General features: G+C 73.3%; 21 protein-coding genes. 11 read left to right on the forward strand and 10 right to left on the reverse strand.

Going from position 1 to position 24232, the window contains the following annotated elements; genetic code table 11:
• The first annotated feature begins 152 nt into the window (after positions 1-152).
• Positions 153-911, forward strand: coding sequence for a class I SAM-dependent methyltransferase (locus BLT52_RS03500; protein WP_090590686.1), 759 nt, complete (start codon positions 153-155; stop codon positions 909-911).
• 104 nt (positions 912-1015) lie between these two features.
• On the opposite strand, the gene BLT52_RS03505 is transcribed toward BLT52_RS03500, so the two are convergent.
• The 6 genes from BLT52_RS03505 to BLT52_RS03530 form a co-directional block, all read right to left on the reverse strand.
• A complete protein-coding gene (locus tag BLT52_RS03505) occupies positions 1016-2068 on the reverse strand; it encodes an FAD-dependent oxidoreductase (protein ID WP_090590689.1) in 1053 nt (350 codons plus the stop codon).
• Positions 2069-2368: 300 nt separating this feature from the next.
• Positions 2369-3319 carry an N-acetylglucosamine kinase gene (locus tag BLT52_RS03510; RefSeq protein ID WP_090590691.1) on the reverse strand — a complete coding sequence of 317 codons (951 nt, stop codon included), beginning with the start codon at positions 3317-3319 and terminating at the stop codon, positions 2369-2371.
• 39 nt (positions 3320-3358) lie between these two features.
• Positions 3359-4114 (reverse strand): sugar isomerase domain-containing protein, encoded by a 756-nt coding sequence (locus tag BLT52_RS03515; protein WP_090596252.1) that lies wholly within the window; start codon positions 4112-4114, stop codon positions 3359-3361.
• 43 nt (positions 4115-4157) lie between these two features.
• Positions 4158-6029, reverse strand: a complete 1872-nt coding sequence (locus BLT52_RS03520; protein WP_090590693.1) for a hypothetical protein — start codon at positions 6027-6029, stop codon at positions 4158-4160.
• 31 nt (positions 6030-6060) lie between these two features.
• Positions 6061-6984, reverse strand: coding sequence for a MurR/RpiR family transcriptional regulator (locus BLT52_RS03525; RefSeq protein ID WP_090590696.1), 924 nt, complete (start codon positions 6982-6984; stop codon positions 6061-6063).
• Between the two features lie 157 nt (positions 6985-7141).
• Entirely contained in the window at positions 7142-10132 is a 2991-nt protein-coding gene (locus BLT52_RS03530) for a S8 family peptidase (protein ID WP_197679176.1), read from the reverse strand.
• A gap of 138 nt (positions 10133-10270) precedes the next feature.
• Between BLT52_RS03530 and BLT52_RS03535 the strand changes: the two genes are divergently transcribed.
• The gene (locus tag BLT52_RS03535) at positions 10271-10747 is read left to right on the forward strand and encodes an SSI family serine proteinase inhibitor (protein WP_197679177.1); all 477 of its coding nucleotides are present in this window, start codon (positions 10271-10273) and stop codon (positions 10745-10747) included.
• A gap of 112 nt (positions 10748-10859) precedes the next feature.
• Here the strand turns inward: BLT52_RS03535 and BLT52_RS03540 are convergent, their stop codons facing one another.
• The 3 genes from BLT52_RS03540 to BLT52_RS03550 form a co-directional block, all read right to left on the reverse strand.
• Entirely contained in the window at positions 10860-11786 is a 927-nt protein-coding gene (locus BLT52_RS03540) for a sugar phosphate isomerase/epimerase family protein (protein ID WP_231946488.1), read from the reverse strand.
• Positions 11787-11951: 165 nt separating this feature from the next.
• Positions 11952-13115, reverse strand: coding sequence for a dihydrodipicolinate synthase family protein (locus tag BLT52_RS03545; RefSeq protein ID WP_090590699.1), 1164 nt, complete (start codon positions 13113-13115; stop codon positions 11952-11954).
• Complete coding sequence (locus BLT52_RS03550) at positions 13112-14269, reverse strand: Gfo/Idh/MocA family protein (RefSeq protein WP_172803982.1); 1158 nt, start codon at positions 14267-14269, stop codon at positions 13112-13114. Before BLT52_RS03550 ends, BLT52_RS03545 begins: the two co-directional genes overlap by 4 nt.
• Positions 14270-14390: 121 nt before the next feature.
• Here BLT52_RS03550 and BLT52_RS03555 point away from each other — a divergent pair, with 121 nt between their 5' ends.
• From BLT52_RS03555 to BLT52_RS03575, 5 genes are all read left to right on the forward strand, one after another.
• Positions 14391-15428: a LacI family DNA-binding transcriptional regulator gene (locus BLT52_RS03555; protein WP_090590703.1), complete on the forward strand. Its 1038-nt coding sequence runs from the start codon at positions 14391-14393 to the stop codon at positions 15426-15428.
• A 2-nt stretch (positions 15429-15430) separates the two neighbouring features.
• Positions 15431-16129, forward strand: coding sequence for a ThuA domain-containing protein (locus BLT52_RS03560; RefSeq protein ID WP_157676955.1), 699 nt, complete (start codon positions 15431-15433; stop codon positions 16127-16129).
• A 168-nt stretch (positions 16130-16297) separates the two neighbouring features.
• Positions 16298-17161: a DUF4190 domain-containing protein gene (locus BLT52_RS03565; protein WP_090590707.1), complete on the forward strand. Its 864-nt coding sequence runs from the start codon at positions 16298-16300 to the stop codon at positions 17159-17161.
• A 200-nt stretch (positions 17162-17361) separates the two neighbouring features.
• A complete protein-coding gene (locus BLT52_RS03570) occupies positions 17362-18258 on the forward strand; it encodes an SDR family oxidoreductase (RefSeq protein WP_090590710.1) in 897 nt (298 codons plus the stop codon).
• 53 nt (positions 18259-18311) lie between these two features.
• Positions 18312-18584, forward strand: a complete 273-nt coding sequence (locus BLT52_RS03575) for a DUF4235 domain-containing protein (protein WP_090590711.1) — start codon at positions 18312-18314, stop codon at positions 18582-18584.
• Between the two features lie 265 nt (positions 18585-18849).
• On the opposite strand, the gene BLT52_RS03580 is transcribed toward BLT52_RS03575, so the two are convergent.
• Complete coding sequence (locus BLT52_RS03580; protein ID WP_157676956.1) at positions 18850-19440, reverse strand: GNAT family N-acetyltransferase; 591 nt, start codon at positions 19438-19440, stop codon at positions 18850-18852.
• A gap of 238 nt (positions 19441-19678) precedes the next feature.
• Between BLT52_RS03580 and BLT52_RS03585 the strand changes: the two genes are divergently transcribed.
• The 4 genes from BLT52_RS03585 (at position 19679) to BLT52_RS03600 (ending at position 24134) form a co-directional block, all read left to right on the forward strand.
• The gene (locus BLT52_RS03585) at positions 19679-20572 is read left to right on the forward strand and encodes a phosphotransferase family protein (RefSeq protein WP_090590716.1); all 894 of its coding nucleotides are present in this window, start codon (positions 19679-19681) and stop codon (positions 20570-20572) included.
• Between the two features lie 74 nt (positions 20573-20646).
• Positions 20647-21966 carry a M20 family metallopeptidase gene (locus tag BLT52_RS03590; protein ID WP_090590718.1) on the forward strand — a complete coding sequence of 440 codons (1320 nt, stop codon included), beginning with the start codon at positions 20647-20649 and terminating at the stop codon, positions 21964-21966.
• A 27-nt stretch (positions 21967-21993) separates the two neighbouring features.
• Complete coding sequence (locus tag BLT52_RS03595) at positions 21994-23589, forward strand: AbgT family transporter (RefSeq protein ID WP_090590720.1); 1596 nt, start codon at positions 21994-21996, stop codon at positions 23587-23589.
• Positions 23590-23657: 68 nt separating this feature from the next.
• Entirely contained in the window at positions 23658-24134 is a 477-nt protein-coding gene (locus BLT52_RS03600; protein WP_090590722.1) for an anthrone oxygenase family protein, read from the forward strand.
• The last annotated feature ends 98 nt before the right edge of the window (positions 24135-24232 follow it).

Below are 24232 nucleotides of genomic sequence, written 5' to 3' on the forward strand. Positions count from 1 at the left end.
CCGTGGTGCCCGCGCTCGGTCCCGCGCTCGCGGGCCTGCGAGCACACCGCCCACTCTCTCCACGACCCGTCTGGCGCGCGCGCGGTCAGCCCGGTGGACAGGCGTGACGGGCTGTTCTCGACGCCGGGACGCCGGGCGCCTACCGTCGGAGCATGTCCTTCGACGTCGCCGCCGACGCGTACGGGCGGTTCATGGGCCGGTACTCCGAGCCCCTGGCCGTGCCCTTCGCCGAGCACGCCGGGATCGGACCGGGGCAGCGGGTGCTGGACGTCGGCTGCGGGCCCGGGGCGCTGACCGGCGAGCTGGTGCGACGCTGCGGTGCGGAGGCCGTCGCCGCCGTCGACCCGTCCCCGCCCTTCGTCGAGGCGGTGCGCGCCCGCTGCCCCGGTGTCGACGTGCACCCCGGGACCGCGGAGCAGCTGCCCTTCGAGGACCACCGCTTCGACGCCACCCTCGCCCAGCTGGTGGTGCACTTCATGCCCGACCCGGTGGCCGGGCTCGCCTCGATGCGACGGGTCACGCGTCCCGGCGGGACGGTGGCGGCCTGCGTCTGGGACCTAATGGGCGGCACCGGACCGCTGGCGACCTTCAGCCGTGCGGTGCACGACGTCGACCCGGAGGCACCGGGTGAGAAGGCCCTGCCCGGCGGCCGTCGGGGTCACCTGGAGGAGCTGTACCACCAGGCTGGGCTGCGCGACGTCGAGGCCGTGACGCTGACCGTCACCGTCGACTACCAGGACCTCGAGGAGTGGTGGGCGCCCTACACCCTCGGGGTGGGCCCGGCGGGTGACTACGTGGCCGGGCTCGACCCGGAGCGCCGGGACGCGCTGCGCAACCGGTGCGCCGAGCTGCTCGGTCCCGGGCCGTTCCAGGTGGAGGCGTCGGCCTGGTCGGTCCGCGGGCGCGCCTGACCGAGTCGGCTGGGGACCCACCGCAGCTCCTCACCGCGGGCCGGCACGGCGGCCTCGAGGTCGTCACGCGGTCCCCTCCGAGCGCCCGGGGCGTGGGCCCGTGCTCAGGCGGCGAGCAGCTCGCGGATCTCGCGGACGGCCGTCCGTCCCGCCCGGTTGGCCCCCACGGTGCTGGCCGAGGGGCCGTACCCGACCAGGTGCACCCGGGGGTCGACCACCACCCGGGTCCCGTCCATCCGGATGCCGCCGCCGGGCTCACGGAGCTGCAGCGGGGCCAGGTGCGACAGGGCTGCGCGCCAGCCGGTGCACCAGAGCACGACGTCGGCGTCCAGGCGACGGGCCGGACGTCCGTCGCGCGCCTCCCACACCACGCCGTCCGCGTCGAGGCGGTCGAACACGGGCTCGCGTCGCAGGATCCCCTTCTCGCGCGCCACGACCAGCTCCGGCGTCCAGACCAGGTCGGTGGCGCTCACCACGCTCTCGGGCGGTTGCCCGGCCCGGACCCGCTCGTCGACCCTCGCGATCACCTCGCGGCCGTACTCCTGGTCGAAGGGCTCCTCGCGGAACACCGGCGGCCGGCGCGTCACCCACGTCGTCTCGGCCACCTCCGCCAGCTCCACCAGCAGCTGGATCCCGGTGGCCCCGCCGCCGACCACGACGACCCGCTGGCCGGCGAAGCCCTCCGGTCCCGGGTAGTCGACGGCGTGCAGCTGGCGACCGGCGAAGGTCTCCTGGCCGGGGTACCGCGGCCAGAACGGATGGGTCCAGGTGCCGGTGGCGTTGACCACCGCCCGGGCGGCGATGGTGCCGGCGTCGCTCTCCACCACCAGCCGGCGTCCCGGCCCGGGGCGCACCGCCGTCACGGTGACCGGTCGTCGGACGTCGATGCCCACGGACCGCTCGTAGCGGGCGAAGTAGGCGGGGACGGCCGTGCTGGCGCGCTCGGACGGCGACGGCGTGCTGAACCGCATCCCCGGGAGGCCGAAGATCCCGTGCACACGCTGCATCGACAGGCTGGGCCAGCGGTGCTGCCAGGCCCCGCCCGGTCCGGGGTTCTGGTCGAGCACGACGTGGTCGACCCCCTGCCGGCGCAGTGACCAGGCGCTGGACAGCCCCGCCTGCCCGGCCCCGACCACCACCACGTCCCTCTGCTCCACACCCGCACAACACCGCGCGACCCCGGCGCACTCCCGCCCCGCGACCTCCGGTACGACATCCGGCCGGGTACTCCCCGCCAGACGTCGAACTGAGGGGAGCGGCGGGCATGACCCCCTCCGGAGGCGCCACCCGCGCCCGGCCAAGCCCACGTTGCCCCGCTTGCACCCACCTCGCCCCGCCTATAGGCGGGGCAAAGTGCCCGGAAAGGGGGCAACGTGCGAGGGAGGGGCCGGGAGGGAGAAGGGGAGGTGGGGGTGCGCAGTCACGGCGGAGACCGGGCTGGCGGGGAGCGGGCGGGGTCAGGCCACGACGCGGGGCTGGCAGAGGCGGCGGTGGACGTCCTCGCCGACGTCGGGCCAGCGGAGCCGGGCGGCCAGCCAGGCGGCGCCCGCCTCGGCGCTGACCACCACGCGCAGCGGGGCCGCGGGCCAGCGCTCGCCGAGCCGGGCCACCAGGGGTTCCCCGACCACGACGCTGCTGGCGATGCCGCCGGCCAGCACCACCGGGGTGCTCTCCCCCGGCGGCCGCACGGCGTCGACCGCCGCGAGCAGCCGGTCGGCCGCCCGCTCCACCACGTCCACCGCCTCGGGGTCGCCCTCGACCGCCGCCTCGAGCACCAGCGGGGCCAGCGCGGCCAGGGCCACCGGCGGGTCGGCGTGCACCCGCAGGACGAGCTCGCTCCGACCCACCGCGCCACCGGTGAGCAGCTCCAGGACCCGCGCGGCCAGCGGTCCCGGCTCGCCGGTGTCGAAGGAGCGCAGCGCGACGCGGACCGCCTCGCGCCCGATCCAGAAGCCGGAGCCGTCGTCGCCGAGCAGCCAGCCCCAGCCGTCGTGGGTCCGGCCCTCGCGCCCTCCCACGACCTGGGCCGAGACCGCCCCGGTGCCGGCGATCAGCACGGTGCCGTCCGGCTCCGGCGTCCCGGCGGCGAAGGCGACCTCGGCATCGCCGCGCACCAGCACCGGGCACCCCACCCCGCAGGAGCGGAGCACGGCGCCGAGAACGTCCGGCATCTCCGGGCGGTCACCGGTACCGGCGACCCCGAGCAGCGCCACCTCGACCTGGCTGGGGTCCACGTCGGACACGGCCGCGGAGACGGCCAGCCTGAACTGCTCCAGCGCCTCTGCCGGGGGCCGGGCGATCGGGTTCCCGCCACCGGCCCGACCGCGCCCGTGCACAACACCGCGCTCGTCGGTCACCAGGCAGCGCGTGCTGGTGCCACCGGCGTCCAGCCCCAGCACCAGGCTCACCTCAGACCCGCCTCCGCCGACCGCCGTCGCGCACGTCGGTCACGGCACCCGCCGGATCCGACCCTCGTAACGGGCCTCCAGCGCGCCGTTGTGCTCGTCGCCTGCGGGGATGTTGGCGGAGAGGTAGACCGGGGGGGTGAGCCCGTCGGCGACCATCCCGCCGAGGAGCTCGGCCACCACCATCTGGGCCAGCAGCGCCGCGGTCAGCGAGGAGATCCCGCAGGCCGCCCCGCCGCCGGGCAGCGGCAGCACCGCGTCCCCGAACGGGGCGCCGTTGTCCAGCACCACGTCCCCGAGCTCGTACAGCTTCTGGCCGCTGGGGTGGCGCGAGGGCACCTGGGTGGTGTGCTGCATCGAGGTCACCACCACCAGGGGGTGACCCTTCTCCTTCACCAGCCGCGCGAACTCGACCACGCTGCCGTTGGCCCCGGAGTTGGAGGCGATCATGAAGACGTCCTGCGGCTGGACCGCGGGGATCAGCTCGTAGAGCCGGTGCGCGGTGGCCGGGTTGCGCTCCAGCAGCGGGTCGGACAGGTAGTCCACCGGGGCCACGCCCAGCACCACCGGGTCCCGCAGGGAGATCCGGTTGGTGGGGACCAGACCGCCGGCCCTCCCGGCGACCTCCATGGCGAAGGCCTCGGAGTGCCCGGTGCCGAAGGCCTGGACGACGCCCTCGGCGTCCATGCAGGTGCGGAGCAGCGCGGCCGCCGCCCGCACCCCCTCCAGCTGGCTCTCGGCCACCTGCTGGAGGGTGGCGGTGGCGGTCGCGACGAACGTGGGGGCATCGAGGCTCATGTCTGCGACCCTAACCACCACGTCGCGGTCGCCGACGCCGCCCTCACCGCGGGTCCAGCCGGAGCAGCTCGGCGGCACCCGGGTCCAGGGTCAGCCGGAAACGGCCCCGGCCGCGGCTGCGGTAGCGCCCGCTCGACGGGTCGAAGGACGACACCGACCCGACCTCCGGACCCCAGGTCGCGGTGAGCTGGGCGTCCTCGGTCCGCGAGTAGTTGGTCACCAGCACGTAGCCGCGGTCCTCGGGTCCGGTGAAGCGACCGAGCACCACGGCGTCCCCGGTGGTGCCGGCGATCTCGCCGTCGGGCTCGAAGGCGGTCAGGCCGTCCGGCACCTGGGCCAGGTTGGCCGCCTGCACGGCCGTGGACGTCAGCCCGAGCACCTCCAGGCCCACCGGCGCCAGCCACCCGGTGTTGACCTCGCGGGCGTCGTCGTAGAGCGGGGTGAGGGTGCCGTCGGTGAGCACGAGGCCGTCGCGGAAGTTCTCCCCCCGGGCCGGGTCGGGCGTCCAGTAGGTGAAGTACTGGATGCCCTTGCAGCCGTAGGCCAGGCTGATGTTGATCTGCCACAGCAGGTCGGCCCTCGTCGGGACGGCGTGGGCGGTGTAGCCGACGGACTGGACGAAGGCCCAGGTGGGGGTGCCAGTGGGCAGGGCCGCCTCCCGGACGGCCGCCCAGTTCGCGAAGTAGCCCACGTCCTCACCGGCGGACAGGATCGGGTAGCGGTCGAAAGACAACAGCTCCGGCGTGGTCTGCTCCATCGCCGCCACGTAGTCGAAGCCGGGGAGGTGGTTGATGTAGGGCAGCACGTCGGGGTCGATCGAGCGGATGATGTCGGCCAGCACCCCGAGGTCGGCCAGCTTGGGCACCGTCGGCTCGTCGTAGAGGTGGATACCCGCGAAGCTCTCGAAGCCGCCGCCGCGCGGAGGGTCCCACCTCGACAGGTCCCCGGAGAAGTCGTCGGTCAGCAGGGCCCGCCCCGACGCCGACTCCACCCGGACGTCGTCGAAGAAGGCGGACTCCGTGCCGGCCTCGCGGAAACCCACCGGACCCGCGGCGAAGGTGCTGTCGGTGGTGGTGTCCACCACCTGGCCGTTGACCGAGGTGGTGATGGTGTCACCCTCCAGCACGGTGCGGACCTGGTAGCTGATCCCCTCCTCCACCGCGAAGTCCAGCGGCACCACCGTGACCCGTGGGGCGCCACCCACGAACACCGCCTTCACCAGGTTGCCCGGGCCCTGCTGGTTGCTCAGCAGCCACACGTAGGCGTTGCGCTCGTCCTGGACCCTGAAGGCCCACCCGGACTGGGCGTAACCCCCCAGGCCGGTCTCGCGGGGGCTGGTGGTGAAGGAGAAGGTGTAGTCGGTCCAGTCGGCACCGTCGACGCTGGTGCCGATGGAGCCCTCGCCGGTGCCGCCGGTGATCAGCAGCCGACCGTCGTCGAGCTCCCAGGTCCGGCCCGGCGAGTAGCGGGCGATCACCTCGCGCAGCTTCGCCTCGGCCTCGCGCCTGGTGATGGTGAAGTCGCCGCCGTCGTCGGAGATCGAGACCGAGCGCGTGAGCCAGCGGATGTCGGGGTCGTCCACCAGCACCTTCAGACCCACCTCCTCCGCGGTGCGCAGCGACCAGCTGACGATCTGGGTGTCGGCCCAGCCGTAGTTGCCGGTGTGCAGGTAGGTGAAGCCGGCGTCCACCATCTCCTGGTAGCGCTGGACCGTCGTCTCCGTCGGCGGGGGCGGCCAGAACACGCCGATCGGGAACCGGGACCCGTCCAGCAGCGGCCCACCCGTGCCGGGGGCGGACCCCGCGCGCGGCTCGGCGGCGGCACGTCCGACCCCGAGGGCGCCCGAGGCAGCGAGGACGCCGCCGAGCACACCCCCGATCGCGAAGAAGCCCTTGCGTGACACCTCTGTGGTCATGCGTCCTCCTCGGCCCGTCCTGCGGGCCCGTTCAGGGGGTGGGGGTGGTGCGCGGCCGCGTCGTCCTGGGTGACGTGCGCCCGGTGTGCCCGTGCACCGCCTCGGCGGTGGCCTCGAGCAGCTCGGTGGTGCGTTCGGCGGTCTGCTGGGCCACCGCGAGGTAGACCAGCTCGATCACCGTCAGCTCGGAGAAGCGTGCGGCCAGCGGGCCGGCCCGGAAGGTGGTCTCCTCGGTGACGGTCAGCAGCACGTGGTCGGCCAGATCGGCCAGGGGTGAGGTGCGGACACCCGTCACGGCCACGGTGGTGGCGCCGTGCGCCGCCGCGCACCGCACCACCTCCAGGGTCTCCACCGTCGTGCCGGTGGCGGAGATGGCCAGGGCGACGTCGCCCGGACCGAGCAGCGCCGCCGCCGTCAGACCCTCGTGCACGTCGGCGTGGGACCAGACCGGGATGCCGATGCGGTGCAGCCGGATCTGCAGCTCGGTGCCCATCACCGAGCTGCCGCTGACCCCGAAGACGTGCACCCGTCTGGCGGCGACGATCCGGTCGGCGGCGGCGCGCACGGCGGCCAGGTCCAGCCCCGCCAGGGTGTCCTGGACGGCGCGGGCCTGCGCCGCCCCCAGCACCCGGGCGACGTCCTCCAGGGAGTCCTCGGGGCTGATGGTGCGCGAGACGTCGAGCTCCCACGCGGAGGCGCCGGAGCGCGGGGCGTCGGCCAGGACCGCGATCCGCAGCCCCGGGTAGCCGTCGACGCCGAGCCGCCGGCACAGCCGGGACACCGCGGACGGGGAGCTGCCGCTGGCTGCGGCGAGGTCGTGGATGGTGCCGGAGACGCCGGCCACCGGGTCGGCGAGCAGCTGCTCGGCGATGCTCCGCACGGAGGTGGGGAGCTCGGGCGCCATCCGCCGGAGGTCGCCGAGGACCCCCCGCTCCGGTGCCGACCTCTGCGCCATGACCAGAAGTTTCACAGAAGAGGAGCCACACGGCAAGAGTCTGACAAGCTTGGTCAGTCCTGCGGTGGCCGGGCCGGGACGCGCGACGGCGCCGCGACCCGGGCGGGTCGCGACGCCGTGCTGCGTCGAGCTGGTCCCGGTCGTCCGGGCTCTCGGCTCAGTTCACCGAGACGACGGTCCCCGAGCCGTCCAGGTACTCCACGAAGCCCAGGTAGGGGCTGCGCTCGTCCACCCGGGACCAGGCGGCCGTCACCGTGATCGGCTCGCCGACGGTCGCCCTGGGCGAGACCGGCGTGACCCGGAGCCGGCCGTCCGCCGAGGACGCGGTCACCACGGTGCCGCGGTGGTCGAAGCGGGTCGACGTGGTGCCGGGGGCGTTGCCGAAGTTGACCACCTGGCTGATGTAGCGGCCGGGAGCGGGGGCGGTGAGCACCACCGTCTCGTCGGCGGCGGCGCTGGCCGACTGCGCCACCAGGGTCGCCGAGGTGCCCTGCACCCGGTACACGTACAGGTCGAGGTCGGCCCCCGCGGCGCTGGTGCGGGTGGTGAACTGCGCCACCTTGGCCCCGTCGGCGACGGTGGTCTCGAACTGGCTCTCCGCGCCGGCAGCCAGGGTGGCCGTGCTGGCCGTGCCCTGGGCCAGCCCGAAGCCCTTGATCGGGAAGGCGCCGTCGACACCCGGCTGGACGTCGAAGGTCACCTTGCCGACCCGCCCGGAGCCGGCGACCGCGTCGGGGGCGATCAGCGCCCGCGGGGTGACCGCGATCGGGCTGCGGACGGTGTTGCCGGCACCGCGCCAGGTGAGGAAGCCCGTGGCGGCGGTGTCGAAGTCGACCGACTGGTTGGTGATGGTGACCTTGAAGGTCTTGGTCTGCCCGGCGCTGTCGAAGTTGAGGATCGACGGCGTCACCTTGACCGAGGTGCCGGGGACGGAGGCCTGGGCGCGGTAGATCCCGGGCTCGACGGCCGTCACCGTCCGGGTCACGGTCTGGGTCTTCAGCAGCGACCCGACGGCGATCGACGGGGTGTTGTAGTCGCTGGGGTCGATGGCCTCGACCCCGGTGCCGGTGTCGATGCCGTTGCCCTCGAGGAAGCCGAGCCAGTCCTCGTCGGAGGAGGGGTAGACCAGCCCCGGGGAGAACATCGCCGTCGGGGTGAGCTCACCGGCGCCCTGGGCGAACGGGTCCGTGTTCGGCGTCCCGTCGGCGTTCAGGGTGTCCTCCGCGGTGGTCATCAGCGCGGACTTGATGTCCATCGGGCTCCAGTCCGGGTGCACGCCGGCACCGAGGAAGAGCGCGGCGGCCCCGGCCACGTGCGGGGCGGCCATCGAGGTGCCGGAGTAGAAGTCGAAGTCGCGCCCGGAGTTCGACGGCGGGGCCACGGCGGCCAGGATGCTGACGCCGGGAGCGGCCAGGTCGGGCTTGACCAGGTCACCACCGGTGACCGTGGACGGTCCGCGGGAGGAGAACCCGGCGATCTGTGGGTAGACCAGCTCGGTGCTGGTGAGGTTGCCCGGCTCCAGCGTCGCGGTCGCGCCGGCGGTCCCGGCGTAGGTCCGGACGTCGGTGGCGGCCGGCGGGTTCAGGTGCACGGTGGGAACGGTGTGCAGGTCGCCGTCCAGGCTGAGCGCCGAGAGGTTGACCAGCACCATGCCGACACCACCCGCGCGCTCCACCTCGGCGGACTTGGCCACCCGGTCGTAGACGCCGCGGTCGCAGACCACGATGGTGCCGGCGACGTCGGCGGGGTCGAGCGTGCCGGGGGCGCAGAGGGCCGCGTCGGCCTCGGCGGCACCGGCGGTGCGCACGGAGGCGGCGGTGACCAGCGGTGCCGGACCGACGGACTCGCCGACGGTGGTGCTGATGCCGGCGAAGGAGCGCCCGTCCCCGAGCACCACGGTGCCCTCGTAGGGGGCGATGGTGCTGGCGGCCACGGTGGTGACCCAGGGGGCGGTGTTGTCCAGCGTCGAGGCGCCCGGGCCGCTGTTGCCGGCCGAGGCGGAGACGAAGATGCCGGCCGAGGCGGCGGAGAGGAAGGCCAGGCTGATCGGCTCGTCCACCGCCGACTCCGAGCTGGAGCCGATGGAGTAGTTGATCACGTCCACGCCGTCGGTGACGGCGGCGTCGATGCCGGCCACGATGTCGGAGGTCCAGCCGCCGGTGGTCTGGGCGGAGTCGCCCTCCCACAGCACCTTGTAGCTGGCGATGGTCGCGCCCGGCGCGACGCCGGAGATCGTGCCGTAGTCGTTGCCCTCGACGGTGGCGGGGACGCCGGCGTTGCCGGCGGCGGTGGAGGCGGTGTGCGAGCCGTGGCCGCCGCCGTCGCGCGGGGAGATGTAGTCGCGGCGGTTGGCCGCGGGGACGGACGCCTGCCAGCCCTCGCCGAAGTAGCGGGCGCCGACCAGCTTGGTGTTGCAGAGGTCGGCGGTGAACTGCTCGCCGGTCTGGCAGGTGCCGCTGAAGGTGCTCCCGTCGGACTTGTTCACGGTGATGTTCTTCCCGGCGCGGTATGGCCGGTACCGGTCGCTGGCCGGGGGCTTCGTGGTGCTGAGCGCCTGGCCGGCGAAGGAGGGGTTCTCCGGCCAGATGCCGGTGTCCAGCACGCCGACGACGACGCCCCGGCCGGCGGCGGCGGTGCCGCCCAGCTGCTGCCAGACCCCGCCCTGACCCGAGAGGCCCAGGTAGTCGACGGAGTTCTTGTCGTCGGTCGCCTTGTGCAGGGTGTCCTTGGTGACCGAGACCACGCCGGGCGTGCGGGCCAGCTCGCGGGCCTGGTCGGCCGAGAGCGTGGCGGCGAAGCCGTTCAGGCTCACGTCGTAGCGGCGGGTCGGCTCGGCGTCGACGGCGGCCGCCGCCTCGTCCTGCTCCTCGCGGAGGTGCTGGCGGTACTCGCGCGCCGCGCTGCTGGTGGTGTCGACGCGGCGGCCCTCACGGGAACGGGTCCGCTCCAGTCCGCGGACGTCGCCGTCGTAGGTGGCCAGCGGGTCGCTGGCCAGGGTCACGACGTAGCGACCCGGTGAGGTGGTGACGGCGTCGGCGGGGGCGAGCGGGGGCGCGGCCTGGGCCGGGGAGAGGGCGACGACGGTGGTGAGGGCGCAGCTGGTGGCCACGAGGGCCAGCAGCCGTCGCCGGGGGGAGCGAAGGGGCACGGGTTCTCCAGAGAGGGTGCGAGGGGGGGTGGACGGCCGGACCCTCTCCGGGTCGCGGTTAGGGTGCAACATAACTCCCGGCTCTGACAGCGGCGCGGGGGGTCGGGTGAGCACCCGCGGCGGACCGGAGGAGGGCACGTGGTCGGACGGGCGTGGCGCAGCGGCTTGCTGGTGGTGCTCCTCCTCGCGGCCTGCGCACCGGGCGCTCCCGGCGCCTCCCCCTCGGCACCCGGTCCGGCCAGCAGCCCCAAGCCCCTCCCCACCCCACCGACGGTCTCCCCCTCCCCCGACCGCACGGCGGGCCCGGACGAGCTGGTCGTCGAGCTGGACGACGGCTCGGGTGAGGTGGTGACCTGGCAGCTGCGCTGCGACCCGCCCGGTGGGGACCACCCCGACCCGGAGGCCGCCTGCGCCGCGCTGGAGGGTCACCCCGAGGCGCTGGCCCCGGTGCCGGGCGACCGGATGTGCAGCCAGCAGTTCGGCGGACCGATGACGGCCACCCTCACCGGCACCTGGCGCGGGGATCCGGTCGACAGCCGCTTCTCCCTCACCGACGGCTGCGAGATCGCCCGCTGGAACGCCCTGACCGGTCTGCTGCCCCCGGCCGGCTCCTGACCTCGCGGCGGTCTGGTGCGACGCCACGTCAGCGGCGTCGGTCCCGCACCGTCATCGGTGCAGGAGCGACGCCGCTCGTGCTCGAGATCCTGCGATCAGGGACAGTCCCGAGTCAGACGTGCAGGTGCGGCTCGACCAGCTCGACGTAGCGGCGGGCCAGGGTGGCCACCACGTCGGCGCCCGGGGCGGCCCAGACGTCGGCGTTGAAGATCTCCACCTCGACGTCGCCGGTGTAGCCGGCCTCGGCCACCCAGCGGCTGAAGGAGGCGAAGTCGACGTGACCGTCGCCCATCATCCCCCGCGCCAGCAGGGTGTCGGCCGGCAGCGGGGTGATCCAGTCGCAGACCTGGTAGCTGACGATGCGCTCGCCGGCCCGCAGCACCTGCTCGCGGACACCGGGCTCCCACCACAGGTGGAAGGTGTCGACCACCACGCCGACCTGCTGCGGGGTGAACCGCTCGGCGATGTCCAGCGCCTGGGCCAGGGTGGAGAGCACCCCGCGGTCGGCGGCGTAGATCGGGTTCATCGGCTCGATGCCGAGGACCACGCCGCGGCTCTCCGCCTCCGGCACCAGCCGCTCGATCGCGGCGGCGGCCCGCTCGCGCGCGGCGAGCAGGTCCCGGTCGCCCTCGGGCAGCCCGCCGGGGACCAGCACGAGGGTGGCCGCGCCCAGGGCGGCGGTCTCCTCCAGCGCCCGGACGTTCTCCGCGTGGGCACGCTCGACCGCGTCGGGGTCGGAGACGGTGAAGAAGCCGCCCCGGCAGACCGAGGACACCCGCAGCCCGGACTCCTGGACCCAGCGCACCGCCGTGTCCAGGCCGACCTCGGCCACCGGCTCGCGCCACAGCCCGATGCTCGGCAGCCCCGCGGCCAGGCAGCCGTCGATCGCCTCGCGCAGCGACCAGCCCGCGGTGGTGCGCTGGTTCAGCGACAGCCGGCCCAGCCGCGGGTCACCGGGTCCGGGGGTCGCCACCCGGGCGGGCTGCCCGCTGGGGACGTCCACCGCACCCGGCCCACCCGTCCGGTCCACCTCACTCACCGCGAACCTCCCCGGCCAGCCGGAACCCACGTTGCCCCGCCTGCACCCACGTCGCCCCGCCTACAGGCGGGGCAGAGTGCCCGGAAAGGGGGCGAAGTGGGAGAAACGGAGCCGGGAGGGAGGGCCCAGGAAGAGGGGCCGGGAAGGGAAGCTGGGCGGAGGCGGTCACGGGCGGAGACCGGCCAGGTCGAGGACCAGCTGCATCCGCCGGGCGGCCAGGTCGGGGTCGGGGAGCAGGCGGGCGTGGTTGGCCAGCTCGAAGACGCGCGCCAGGTGGATCGGCGAGCGCGCCGACTGCAGACCGCCGACCATCGCGAAGCCCTCCTGCAGGCCGGAGAGCCAGGAGATGAAGGCGATGCCGGTCTTGTAGTGGAAGGTCGGCGCCTCGAAGACCGTCCGCGACAGCTCCAGGGTCGGCTCCATCTCGGCCCGGTAGGTCTCGACGTCCCCCGTCTCCAGCGCGGTCAGCGCCGCCGAGGCCGCCGGGGCGATGGCGGCGAAGGCCCCGAGCAGGGCGTCGGAGTGGTGGGTGCCGTCACCCTCGATCAGCTCGGGGTAGTTGAAGTCGTCGCCGGTGTAGAGCCGGACGCCCTCGGGGAGCGCCGCCCGGAGCCCGAGCTCGTGCTCGGCCGACAGCAGCGACACCTTGACCCCGTCGACCTTGTCGGCGTGCTCGCGGACCAGGCCGAGGAAGGTCTCGGTGGCCACGGTGACGTCGTCGCTGCCCCAGTAGCCGGCCAGGTTCGGGTCGAAGACCTCCCCCAGCCAGTGCAGCACCACCGGCTCGGCGACCTGGCCGAGGATGGTGGCGTAGACCCCGAGGTAGTCCTCGGCGCTCCGGGCGGCGGCGGCCAGGTGGCGGGAGGCCATCACGATGACCTGCGAGCCGGCGGCCTCGACGTGGGCGACCTGCTCCAGGTAGGCCTGGGTGACCTGCTCCAGCGGCACCACGACGCCCGTGGCCAGGTGGTCGGTGCCGGCGCCGGAGGCGATCCGGGCGCCGTGCTCGCGGGCCTGGGCGGCGCTGCGGGTGATCAGCTCCGCGGCAGCCGGCCAGTCCAGACCCATGTTGCGCTGCGCGGTGTCCATCGCCTCCGCGACCCCCAGGCCGTGGGAGAAGAGGTGCCGGCGGAAGGCCAGCGTGGCCTCCCAGTCGACCCCGGCCGCCGCACCGGGGACGTTGTCGGCGTAGGGGTCGGTGATGACGTGGGCCGCGGCGAAGGCGATCCGGCTGGTGTGCGGCGTCGGGTGCGGGGCCCAGGCCCGCGGCTCGGCCAGCTCGACCGCGCGCCAGGTCCCGTCGGCGGCGGGGAGGCGGATGCTGCTCACGCCCGGCCCCCGAACTGCTCGATCTCGACCCGACGGCCCTCGCCGGAGGACTGCAGCCCGGCGTCGACCAGCTGCAGCCCACGGACGCCGGCGGCCAGGTCGTAGGGGTGCTTGCGGCCGGCGTCGATGTCGGTCAGGAACTGCTCCCACTGGGCCCGGAAGCCGTTGGTGAACTCGGTGTTGTCCGGGATCTGGTCCCACTGGCTGGGGAAGTCCTGGTCGGTGGGCAGGTCGGGGTTCCAGACCGGCTTGGGGGTCTGCACCCGGTGCTGGACCTTGCAGCCGAACAGCCCGGCGACGGCCGAGCCGTGGGTGCCGTCCACCTGGAACTCCACCAGCTCGCCGCGGTCGACGCGGACGGCCCAGGAGGAGTTGACCTGGGCGATGATCCCGCCCTCGAGCTCGAAGATGCCGTAGGCGGCGTCGTCGGCGGTGGCGGTGTACTTCTGGCCCTGCTCGTCCCAGCGCTCGGGGATGTGGGTGACGGCCTTGGCGGTGACCGCCTCGACCCGGCCGAACAGGTTCTCCATCACGTAGTTCCAGTGGCAGAACATGTCCAGCACCATGCCGCCGCCGTCCTCGGCGCGGTAGTTCCAGCTGGGTCGCTGGGCCGGGATGATGTCGCCCTCGAAGACCCAGTAGCCGAACTCGCCGCGCACCGAGAGGATGCGGCCGAAGAAGCCGGCGTCGATCAGCCGCTTCAGCTTGAGCAGACCGGGCAGGTACAGCTTGTCGTGCACCACGCCGGAGGTGATCCCGGCGGCCTCGGCGGCCTCGACCAGCTCGATGCCGTCGGCGACGGACTCCGCGATCGGCTTCTCGGTGAAGACGTGCTTGCCCCTCGCCATCGCCTTGAGCAGGGCCTCCTTGCGCCCCGAGGTCATCTGGGAGTCGAAGTAGACGCTCGCGGTCTCGTCGGCCAGGGCGGCGTCGAGGTCGGTGGTCCACTCGGCGATGCCGTGGTCGGCGGCGATGCGGCTCACCTTGTCGGCGTTGCGGCCCACGATCACCGGCTCGACCAGGATCCGGTCGCCGTCGGGGAGCACGATCCCGCCGTCGTCGCGGATGGCCAGGATGGAGCGCAGCAGGTGCTGGCGGTAGCCCATCCGTCCCGTGATGCCGTTCATGACGATCCTGATGGTGCGTTCGGCCATGCTTCGCTCCTTTGCTCAAGCGCTGTCCGCAAGCGCTTGCGTTATGGTAGGCAGAGAGGGCTGGGCGTGGCAACCACCCCGGACAGAGACGATTCGCACCCCGTCCCCGGAGGTCAGCCTGATGGAGCCCGCCCCCACGACCCGGCTGGACGACGTCGCCCGGGCCCTCGGGGTGTCGGCAGCCACCGTCTCACGGGCACTCAGCGGCAAGGCGGGGGTCAGCACCCAGCTGGCCGAGCGGGTCCGCGAGACCGCGCGCTCGATGGGCTACGTGGCCAACGAGCACGCCCGGTCGCTGGCCGGTGGGACCAGCAGCGTGGTCGGGCTGGTGGTCCACGAGATCGGCGACCCGTACTTCACCGAGATCGCCGGCGGCCTGGTGGAGGCGGCGGAGGAGCACGACCTGCTGGTCCAGGTCTGCCACGCCGGTCGCGACCCCGGCCGCGAGCTCAAGCAGGTGCGCACGCTCGTGGCCCACGGCGTGCGGGCCATCGTGCTGGCCGGCTCGGGCCACACCGACCCCGAGGTCGAGGCCGGTGTCCGGGCCACCCTGGAGGGCTACACCGTGCGCGGCGGGCGGGTGGTGGTGATCGGACGGCGCCACCTCGACAGCGACGCGCTGGGCCCGGACAACACCGGCGCCGGGGCCGCTCTCGCCCGGCACCTGCACGACCTCGGCCACCGCCGGGTGGTGGTGCTGTCCGGTCCGTCCTGGCTGACCACCGTCGAGGACCGCCTGAGCGGGATCCGCTCGGTGCTGGACGCCCGCGGCGACGTCGACCTGCAGGTGCTGGAGACCGACTTCACCCGCGACGGGGCCGCCGCGGCGGCGCTCACCGCGCTGGAGCGCTGGCCGGCCACCACCGCCGTGCTGGCCCTCAACGACGCGATGGCCATCGGCGTGCTGGACTCGCTGCGCCGCCGGGGCGTGGACGTCCCGGGGCAGGTGTCGGTGGTGGGGTTCGACGACGTCGCCGTGGCCGCCCAACTCTCACCCAGCCTGACCACCACCCGCTTCCCGCTGGCCGACATGGGCCGCGAGGCCCTCGACCTCGTGCTCGCCCCTCCCGGCGCGAGCCCGCGCCGGCGTCGCATCGACCACGAGCTGGTCGTGCGGGAGTCCACCGCACCACCCCCGACCGACCACCACCAGGAGTGAACGTGCCCTCAGCCATCGTCGTCAGCGGGTCCGGTCGTTGGGCCGACCCCTGGCACCCCTTCCCCGAGACCTCCGAGCGGCTGCGCGGGGCGGTGGCCGCGGCCGGTGTCGACGTCGAGGTCCGCGAGGACGTCGAGGACGCGCTGGTGGGGCTGCCCGAGGTCGACCTGCTGGTGCTCAACGTCGGCGACCCGGACGGCCCGGACCCCGACGTCCCCGCCGAGCAGCTGCCCGAGCGCCCGACGATGCCGGTGGTGGAGGCCGCGGTGTCGTCCCTGCACGCCCACCTGGACCGAGGCGGGGCGCTGCTGGCGGTGCACTCGAGCACCACCGCGCTGGGGTCCTTCGGGGGCTGGTCCCGGGCGATCGGCGGGCACTGGGTGCGGGGCAGGACGATGCACCCGGAGCACTCGGACTGCACCATCGACGTCCACACCGACGCCCACCCGGTGACCACCGGGCTGTCCGACATCGAGGTCAGCGACGAGCGCTACAGCTGGCTGCACACCGAGGACGACATCACCGTGCTGGGCGACCACACCCACGCCGGTGAGCGGCACCCGATGATCTGGGTCCGCGAGCAGGGCGCCGGCCGCGTCCTCTACGACGGGCTGGGCCACGACGCGCGCTCCTACGACTCCCCCGGCCACCAGCAGCTGCTGGCCCAGGGCATCGCCTGGCTGCTGGGAACTACGGGGTAGACGGCTGTCGCCCTGTGGATCTTGAAACCGGACCCTGATAGCTAACAAGGGCGTTGTGCAACTGAGACCTGAGCGTTACGCAGTCGTGTCCATCAGGACCTCGAACTCGTGCCAAGATTTCGTCCGACTGACAGACCTATAACTGTCGGCTGTCGAAGGATCTTTCTCATGGCTTCTCAGTCCCCCAACGAACCTACAGGCCCCCAGGCCCCGTACCAGGGCCCGCCCGGACCTGCAACTGCAGCCAAGAACGGCCTTGGGACGGCCGCGCTTGTGCTCGGCATCCTCGCGCTCATCGGCAGTTTCATTCCTGGCCTCGGTATCGCGTCGATTCCGATGGGTCTCCTCGGTGTCATCCTCGCAATCCTGGGCCTCTCCCGCATCAAGAAGGGTCTGGCGAACAACCGGGGGGCGTCGATTGCAGGTCTGATCCTCTCGGCTCTCGCCGTCGTGGTCGCCATCATCGTCACCGCCATCAGCGCAGCATTCCTTGATGCGGTCAACGAGACAGTCGAGGACTCGGGGACGTCCGAGGTCACTCCGGAGGCGCCCAGCGACGAGCCGACCGAGGGAGCAAGTGAGGAGGCCAGTGACCAGTCCAGCGAGACGGAGTCCGCCCCAGCCGATGAGGCTGAACAGTTCCCGGGACAGACGGCAGATGACGTCGTCGTCGAGGCGGGCCAGCCCGTCAACGTGGCGGGCGCGACGGTCACTTCTGCGCCTCTTGAGGAGGAGAGTGACGACACTGGTTCCGAGTACTTGTGCACCGTTGTGGACTACGTGAACGACTCCGATGAGCAGCTCTCCTACAATAGTTTCGACTGGCAGCTGCAGAATCCTCAAGGCAACATCGTCATGTCCGCCTTCACTATTCGGGACGACCAGCTGGAGTCCGGCGAGCTTGCCCCGGGTGGCGAGGTCTCAGGTGAGGTGTGCTTCGACGCCACCGGCGACTCCGGTCAGCACGTGGTGCTCACACAGCCCTTCATCAGCTTGTCCAATGATCGCGGGGCTTGGCTCAACGAGTTGTGACAGACGCGACCTGCGGCTCCGCCGCCAGCGCCCGGATTGTCGATGATTGCGCTGGCGGCGGAGTTTCGCGAACGGTATCGCCGAGGCCTGCGTCTGAGGCGATGGTTCGATTGGCCGCAGAGCTAGCTTGAGCGGGCGCGTGTGCCCAGACGTCCTGCGGGTAGACGTCGGAGGAACCCCCTGCTGACGAGGAGCCCCGCATGATTGACGACCAGTACGCCTTCGACGACCCGACCAAGCGCTACGCCGGTATCGACACCTCCGAGCAGTCCCAGGACGGGCCGGGGCTGGACAGCAAGCTGGAGCAGCACGCCGACCTGGGTGAGAAGAGCTACCGCGGCTCGGGACGCCTGACCGGTCGCCGCGCCCTGATCACCGGGGCCGACTCCGGCATCGGCGGGGCCACCGCGATCGCCTTCGCCCGCGAGGGCGCGGACGTGGTGCTGTCCTACCTGCCGGAGGAGGAGAGCGACGCCCAGCGCATCGCCGGGCTGATCCGCGACGCCGGCCGCACCGCGGTGACCGCGCCCGGTGACATCACCGACGCCGCGTTCTGCCAGAGCCTGGTGGACACCACGGTCAGCGAGCTGGGTGGCATCGACATCCTGGTGGCCAACGCCGGCAAGCAGCAGCACGTGGAGGAGATCGCCGACCTCACCGACGAGCAGATCGAGGAGACGTTCCGCACCAACGTCTTCGCCACGATCTGGCTGTCCAGGGCCGCAGCGGCCGAGATGCCCCCCGGCTCGACGATCATCGCCACCTCCTCGATCCAGGCCTACCAGCCGTCGCCGAACCTGCTGGACTACGCCGCCACCAAGGCCGCCATCAACAACTTCTGCAAGGGCCTGGCCCAGCAGCTCGCGCCCCGGGGTATCAGGGTGAACGTGGTCGCCCCCGGCCCGGTGTGGACCCCGCTGCAGGCCGCCGGCGGTCAGCCGCCGGAGGAGCTGGACGAGTTCGGCGACTCGACCCCGCTGGGACGTCCGGGTCAGCCGGCCGAGCTGGCTCCGGCCTTCGTCTTCCTGGCCTCGGGTGAGTCCAGCTACGTCGTGGGTGAGACGCTGCACGTCAACGGCGGCTCGCCGACCCCGTGACGACCGGCTCACGCCACCGGGCCGCCGCCCGGCACCAGAGAGAGGATGTCCCCGTGGGAAAGCTCGCGACCATCGCCTACCGCCCGATCGGCCTGGCCAGCGGCCTGGCCGCCGGAGCGCTGTCGGGCATCGTGTTCAAGCAGATCTGGAAGCGCGTCGCCGACGAGGAGGACGCACCGGGCGCCCTGCAGTCGGAGTACTCCTTCGGCCACGTCATCCTGGCCGCCGCGCTGCAGGGCATGATCTTCGCCGCGGTCAAGGCCGCGGTGGACCGGGCCGGGGCCAAGGGCTTCCAGCGCATCACCGGTTTCTGGCCGGGGAAGTAGGCCAGGGCTGACCGCACGACCGGGCACCCGCTCCGGGTGCCCGGTACCGGGGGAGGCGACGAGGCACGTCCTCCGCCTCGTCCCGTCGCCGAAGAACTGTCGTGCGAGCACGCGGACGGCGATGCGGGTCGGCGTGCGGCGTGGGCAGGGACGTCCCCCCCGAAGACCGGCCGGGGTCGAGGCGTTCCTGCCTGCGCACGGCACCGTGTGCACCTCACAGGATCCGACTGGCCACCTCGGACGAGGATCGTGCAGCGGTAAGGAGTCAGGGTTTCGTCGGTGGCGGAGCGGCTCTGTCGGTCAACCAGTCCTCACGCGTGATGCTGTAGACCACTGGGCCGCGGTCTGCCGCTAGCAGCGGCTCGTTCCCTTCTCGGTGCTCGGTGCGCCGGTGGCTCATGCCCAGCCTGGTCATCACCCGACGACTCGGTTCGTTCACCGCCATCGTCTCCGCCCAGACCTCCTGCAGAGCCACCGTGGCGAACCCGTGCTCGAGGAGAGCCCAGGCTCCCTCGGCGGCGTAGCCCTGGCGCCAGTGTCGACGCGCGAGCCTCCAGCCCGCCTCCGCGCTCGCCGGTGCGGCGGGCACGGGCCGGGCTGGTGAGAGGTCCCACCAGCCGAGGAAGGCGTCGTCGCCGACGCTCCGTCCCACCCACCAGCCAAGACCGACCGCGTCGGCGTCGCGGTCAGCACAGACCGGCGCCCAGTAGGCGCGCGCCTCTTCCACGGACCGCGCTCGGCCCAGGATGTGCTGCAGCACCTCGGCGTCGGCGTCCAGCTCCACCAGCAGGGGCAGGTGCCCGCTGGTCATGGGCTCGAGCCGGATGCGCGAGGTGGTCAGGACAGGACGAGTCATCCACCCATCATCCGTCTCGGACCCTGCCGCCGGGCCCATCAGCCGCCCCGCCCGAGTGACCCTCTCGTGAGCCGATCTCCACCGACACACGGCGGATCGTGACTCGGCACCCAGCACGTCGCCTGCTCGAGATCTCTGATCGACCGGGGTGGCGTGGTCGTCCTCCCCGGGCCACCGCTCGTCGGACCCGCGCGTTAAACCGTGGGCAGGTCGACCCCTGAGCCGACAGGCTGCTCGGATGGACCCCCACCCGATCACGCCCGACGACGCCTGCCGCGTGGTGGCGGCCGCGCTCGGGGTGCCCACCCCGTCCGCCCGCCGCCTGGCCGGCTCCGTCACCAACCAGGACTTCCTGGTCGAGCTCGCCGACGGCGGGAGGGTGGTGGTGAAGACGGGTCCGGCGGCCGAGATCGCCGCCGAGGTCTGGACGCTGCCCCAGGCGCGGTCCTCCGGGGTGCTGGTGCCGGACCTCCTGGTGGGCGACCCGGGCGGCGCCCTCCTCGGGACGCCGCTGCTGGTGATCGAGTGGCTGCCCGGTGAGCAGCCGCCGTCGGCCCGGGCCGTGCAGGAGGCCGGCCGCCAGCTGCGTGCCCTGCACGCCACCCCCAGGGGTGGCGCCGGACCGCTGGTGCTCCCCGACGGCGCCACCGGCGACGCCGCCCGGGGCGAGCACGACACCTGGCCGCACCAGCTGGAGGCGGTGCGGGCCGAGCTGGACGTCGTCGTCGAGGCCGGTCTGCTGGACGCCGCGACCGCGCGGGTGGTCGACGCCGCGGCGCGCAGGCTGGCAGCGGGCCGCTGGGCCGAGCCGGGCGTGCTGCTGCACGGCGACCTCAAGGCCGACCACGTCTTCTCCGTGGGCGACCGGCTCACCGGCGTCATCGACTGGGGCGCGGCGGCGGTCGGCGACCCGTGGTGGGACCTGGCCCGGGCCTCGATGATGACCCCGGAGCACTTCGCCGCCCTGCTCGACGGCTACGGCGCCTTCCCCACCGCGGCGCTCGAGCACCGGATGACGGTCTACGTGGCCCTGTGGAACGCCTGGTCGCTGGCCAGCGAGCACCGCGCCGGCGGCGACTGGTTCGCCGTCTACCAGGGGCGCATCGCCCGGGCCGCCGCCGACCTGGTCTGAGAGCGGGCCCTCCCCAGCGGGCACGGCGTGCTGTACGTTCGAGGACCACGGCGGCACCGACTCCCAGGAGCGCGATGAGCGACGCACCCACCCCGGTCGACCCGTTCCTGCTGCGCCAGCTGCGCACGGAGACCGAGGCCCGGGCCAGCAGGGTCCAGGCCACCTCGTCGACCGCCACCGGCGCCCCGGAGGAGCTCCGCGAGGCGGTGGCCGGCGCCACCGGCGGGCTGGCCGAGGAGCTGGTGCGGCTCTCCCACGACCTGGCCGAGCACCCCGAGGTGGCCTTCGAGGAGCACCGGTCCGCAGCCGTCCTGGCCGAGGCGGCGGAGCAGCACGGCATCACGGTGCAGCGCGGCGCCCACGGCCTGGAGACGGCGCTGCGCGCCGAGGTGGGACGGGCGGACGGGCCGACCATCGCCATCCTGTCCGAGTACGACGCCCTGCCGGGGATCGGTCACGGCTGCGGCCACAACATCATCGCCACCACCGGGCTGGGCGCCTTCCTGGCGCTGGCCGCGCTGGGCGAGCGGCTCCCCGGTCGGGTGGTCTGGATGGGCACGCCGGCGGAGGAGGGCGGCTCGGGCAAGGAGCTGATGGCCCGCGACGGCGCCTTCGACGACGTCGACGCGGCGATCATGCTGCACCCGTTCACCCACGACCTCGCCGACTCGGTGTTCCTGGGACGCCGCCAGCTGCGGGCCACCTTCACCGGCATCACCTCCCACGCCTCCGCGCAGCCGTTCATGGGCCGCAACGCGTTGGACGCGGTGAACCTGATGTACACCGGCGTCGGCCTGCACCGCCAGCAGATGCCCCCGACCGACCGGGTGCACGGGGTGGTCACCGACGGCGGCGAGCGCCCCAACGTCATCCCCGAGCGGGCCGAGATGCTGTTCTACGTGCGCAGCCAGTACCCCGAGACCCTGCGCATCCTCAGCGAGCGGATGGACGACATCGGCCGCGGTGCCGCGCTGATGGCCGGCTGCACGGTCGAGCTGGCCTGGGACGAGTCCCCGCCGTACCTGCCGCTGCGCACCAACCAGCCGCTGGCGCTGAGCTGGAACCGCCGCTACGGCGAGCGCGGCCACACCGTGCTGCCGCCGGACGTCCTGCCCAGCACCTTCGCCGGCTCCACGGACTTCGGCAACGTCTCCTACCGTGTCCCGGGGCTGCACGCCATGGTCGGGATCAGCGAGGACGACATCTCCCTGCACACCCGCGAGTTCGCCGCCGCCGCGGTCACCCCGGCGGCTGACGCCGTGCTGGTCGACGCCACCGGCGCGCTGGCCAACGTGGCCCTGGACTGGTTGTGCGACGACGAGCTGCGCCGCCAGGCCGCCGAGGACTTCGCCGCCGCCGGCGGTGCCCTGGACGTGAGCACCTACTTCGACTGACCCACCCCCACCCGCGACGGGAGCACCATGAGCACCGCCACCGCACCGCTCACCCGCACCGACCGCCTGCTCGCGGGGGTGGAACGCGCCGGCAACAAGCTGCCCGACCCGTTCATCCTGTTCCTGGGGCTGTTCCTGCTGGTGGGGATCATCTCGACCGTGCTGGACCTGGCCGGCACCGAGGTGACGCTGCCCGGGGCGGAGGAGCCGCGGGCGGTCCGGGGCCTGTTCACCAGCGCCGGGCTGACCTGGTTCACCACCAGCGTCGGGGAGAACTTCATCGGCTTCCCGCCGCTGCAGACGGTGCTGACCATCCTGCTGGCCGTCACCGTGGCCGAGCGGACGGGCTTCCTCGGCGCGGGCGTCCGGCTGCTGCTCGGGTCCGCACCCCGCTGGGCGCTGCCCTACGCGGTCGGGATCGTGGGCGTCACCTCCTCGGTGATGGCCGACGCCTGCATGATCGTCATCCCACCGCTGGCCGCGATGGTGTTCAAGGCAGCCGGCCGGCACCCGATGGCCGGGCTCATCGGTGGGTTCGCCGCCGCGGGCGCCGGCTACTCCACCTCCCCGCTGGTCACCAGCCTGGACGCCCTGTTCGCCGGCATCACCAACAGCGTCACCACCGGTCTGCCCGACCCGGGCGCCACCGTCACCCCGATCTCCAACTACTTCTTCAACGTCGCCGCCTCCGTCGTGCTGGCGCTGCTGGCCGGGTTCGTGATCGACCGGGTGATCGAGCCGCGGATGGTGCGCGAGGGCGTCCCCACCGAGGAGGTCGCCGAGACCGACGAGGGCACGCTGGACGACGCCGAGACGTCGGGGCAGGTGCGCGAGGCCACCCCGATGTCGGCCACCCTGACCGCGCCGGAGAAGCGCGGGTTCGTGGTGGCCGCGCTCGTGACGGCAGGGCTGGCCGCGGTGCTGGCGGTGGCCATGCTGGCGCCCGCGTCGCCGTGGCGGAACCCCGACGGCGGCTTCCTGCCGGAGTCACCGCTGCTGGACTCCGTGGTGTTCATCGTCTTCGCGCTGTTCCTGGCCCCCGGTCTGGTCTACGGCTTCGTGGCCGGCACCCTGCGCACGGCCGCCGACGTCCCCAAGGTGATGGGCCAGGGCATCAAGGACATGTCCTCGTTCATCGTGCTGGCCTTCATGCTCGGGCAGTTCATCGCCCTCTTCAACTGGTCCAACGTCGGCTCGGTGCTGGCGGTCAACGGGGCCCGCGGCCTCGAGGGCGCCGGGCTGGTCGGCTTCCCCGCGGTGCTCGGCTTCATGGTGCTGTGCTCGCTGCTCAACCTGTTCATCGTCAGCGGGTCGTCGATGTGGACGCTGGTGGGCGCGGTGTTCGTGCCGATGTTCGCCCTGCTCGGGTTCGAGCCCGGGTTCATCCAGGGCGCCTTCCGCGTCGGCGACTCCGCCACCCAGGTGATCACGCCGATGAACCCGTACCTGTTCGTGCTGCTGATGATGGTGAAGCGCTACGAGCCCGGCGCCGGGCTGGGCACGGTGATATCGCGGATGCTGCCCTTCGTGGTGCCCTTCTGGCTGGCCTGGGCCGGCGTCCTGGCCGTCTTCTACTTCGCCGGTCTGGACATGGGCCCGGGGGTGGGCATCCGCATCCCCTGAGGCCACGTCGCACCCCGGTCCGCGACACCGGCTGGACCGCGACGCCGTCGCTCCGGTGGAGTGGGGCCATGACGACTCCCTGGGTGGTGCTCACCGCGCTGACCGCCCTGGCCGCGGCGGCCTGCGGCGGCGCCTTCCTCACCTACTCGACGTTCACCACCAGGGCGCTGGGCCGGCTGCCCGGCCCGTCCGGGCTGGCGGCGATGCAGGAGGTGAACCGGGCCGCGCCGCGGTCGGCGTCCTTCATGGCCCTGGTGTTCGGCCCGGCGCTGCTGGGCGTGGTCCTCGCGGTGCGCGCCGTGCTGGCCTGGCAGGGACCGGCGTCGGCTCTCGTGATCGCCGGGGCGCTCACCCACCTGCTCGGGGTGGCCGTGGTCACCGCCGCCTTCCACGTCCCCCGCAACGACCGGCTGGCCCGCCTGGACCCGCAGACCGACGCCGGGTCCTGGCCCGGGTGGCTCCGCAGCTGGGTGGCCGGCAACCACGTCCGCACGGTCTCCGGGCTGCTGGCCGGCACCCTGCTGCTGGCCTCGCTGCTGGTCTGACCGGCGCCGATCCGGCGGTCGAGCTCCGCCGGTCGTCCCAGCCGCCGGTGTCAGCGACACCAGCGCACGACGTCCCGCCGCGTCGTCGCGGCGGGACG

The sequence above is a fragment of the Auraticoccus monumenti genome, from assembly GCF_900101785.1.
Lineage (GTDB): Bacteria > Actinomycetota > Actinomycetes > Propionibacteriales > Propionibacteriaceae > Auraticoccus > Auraticoccus monumenti.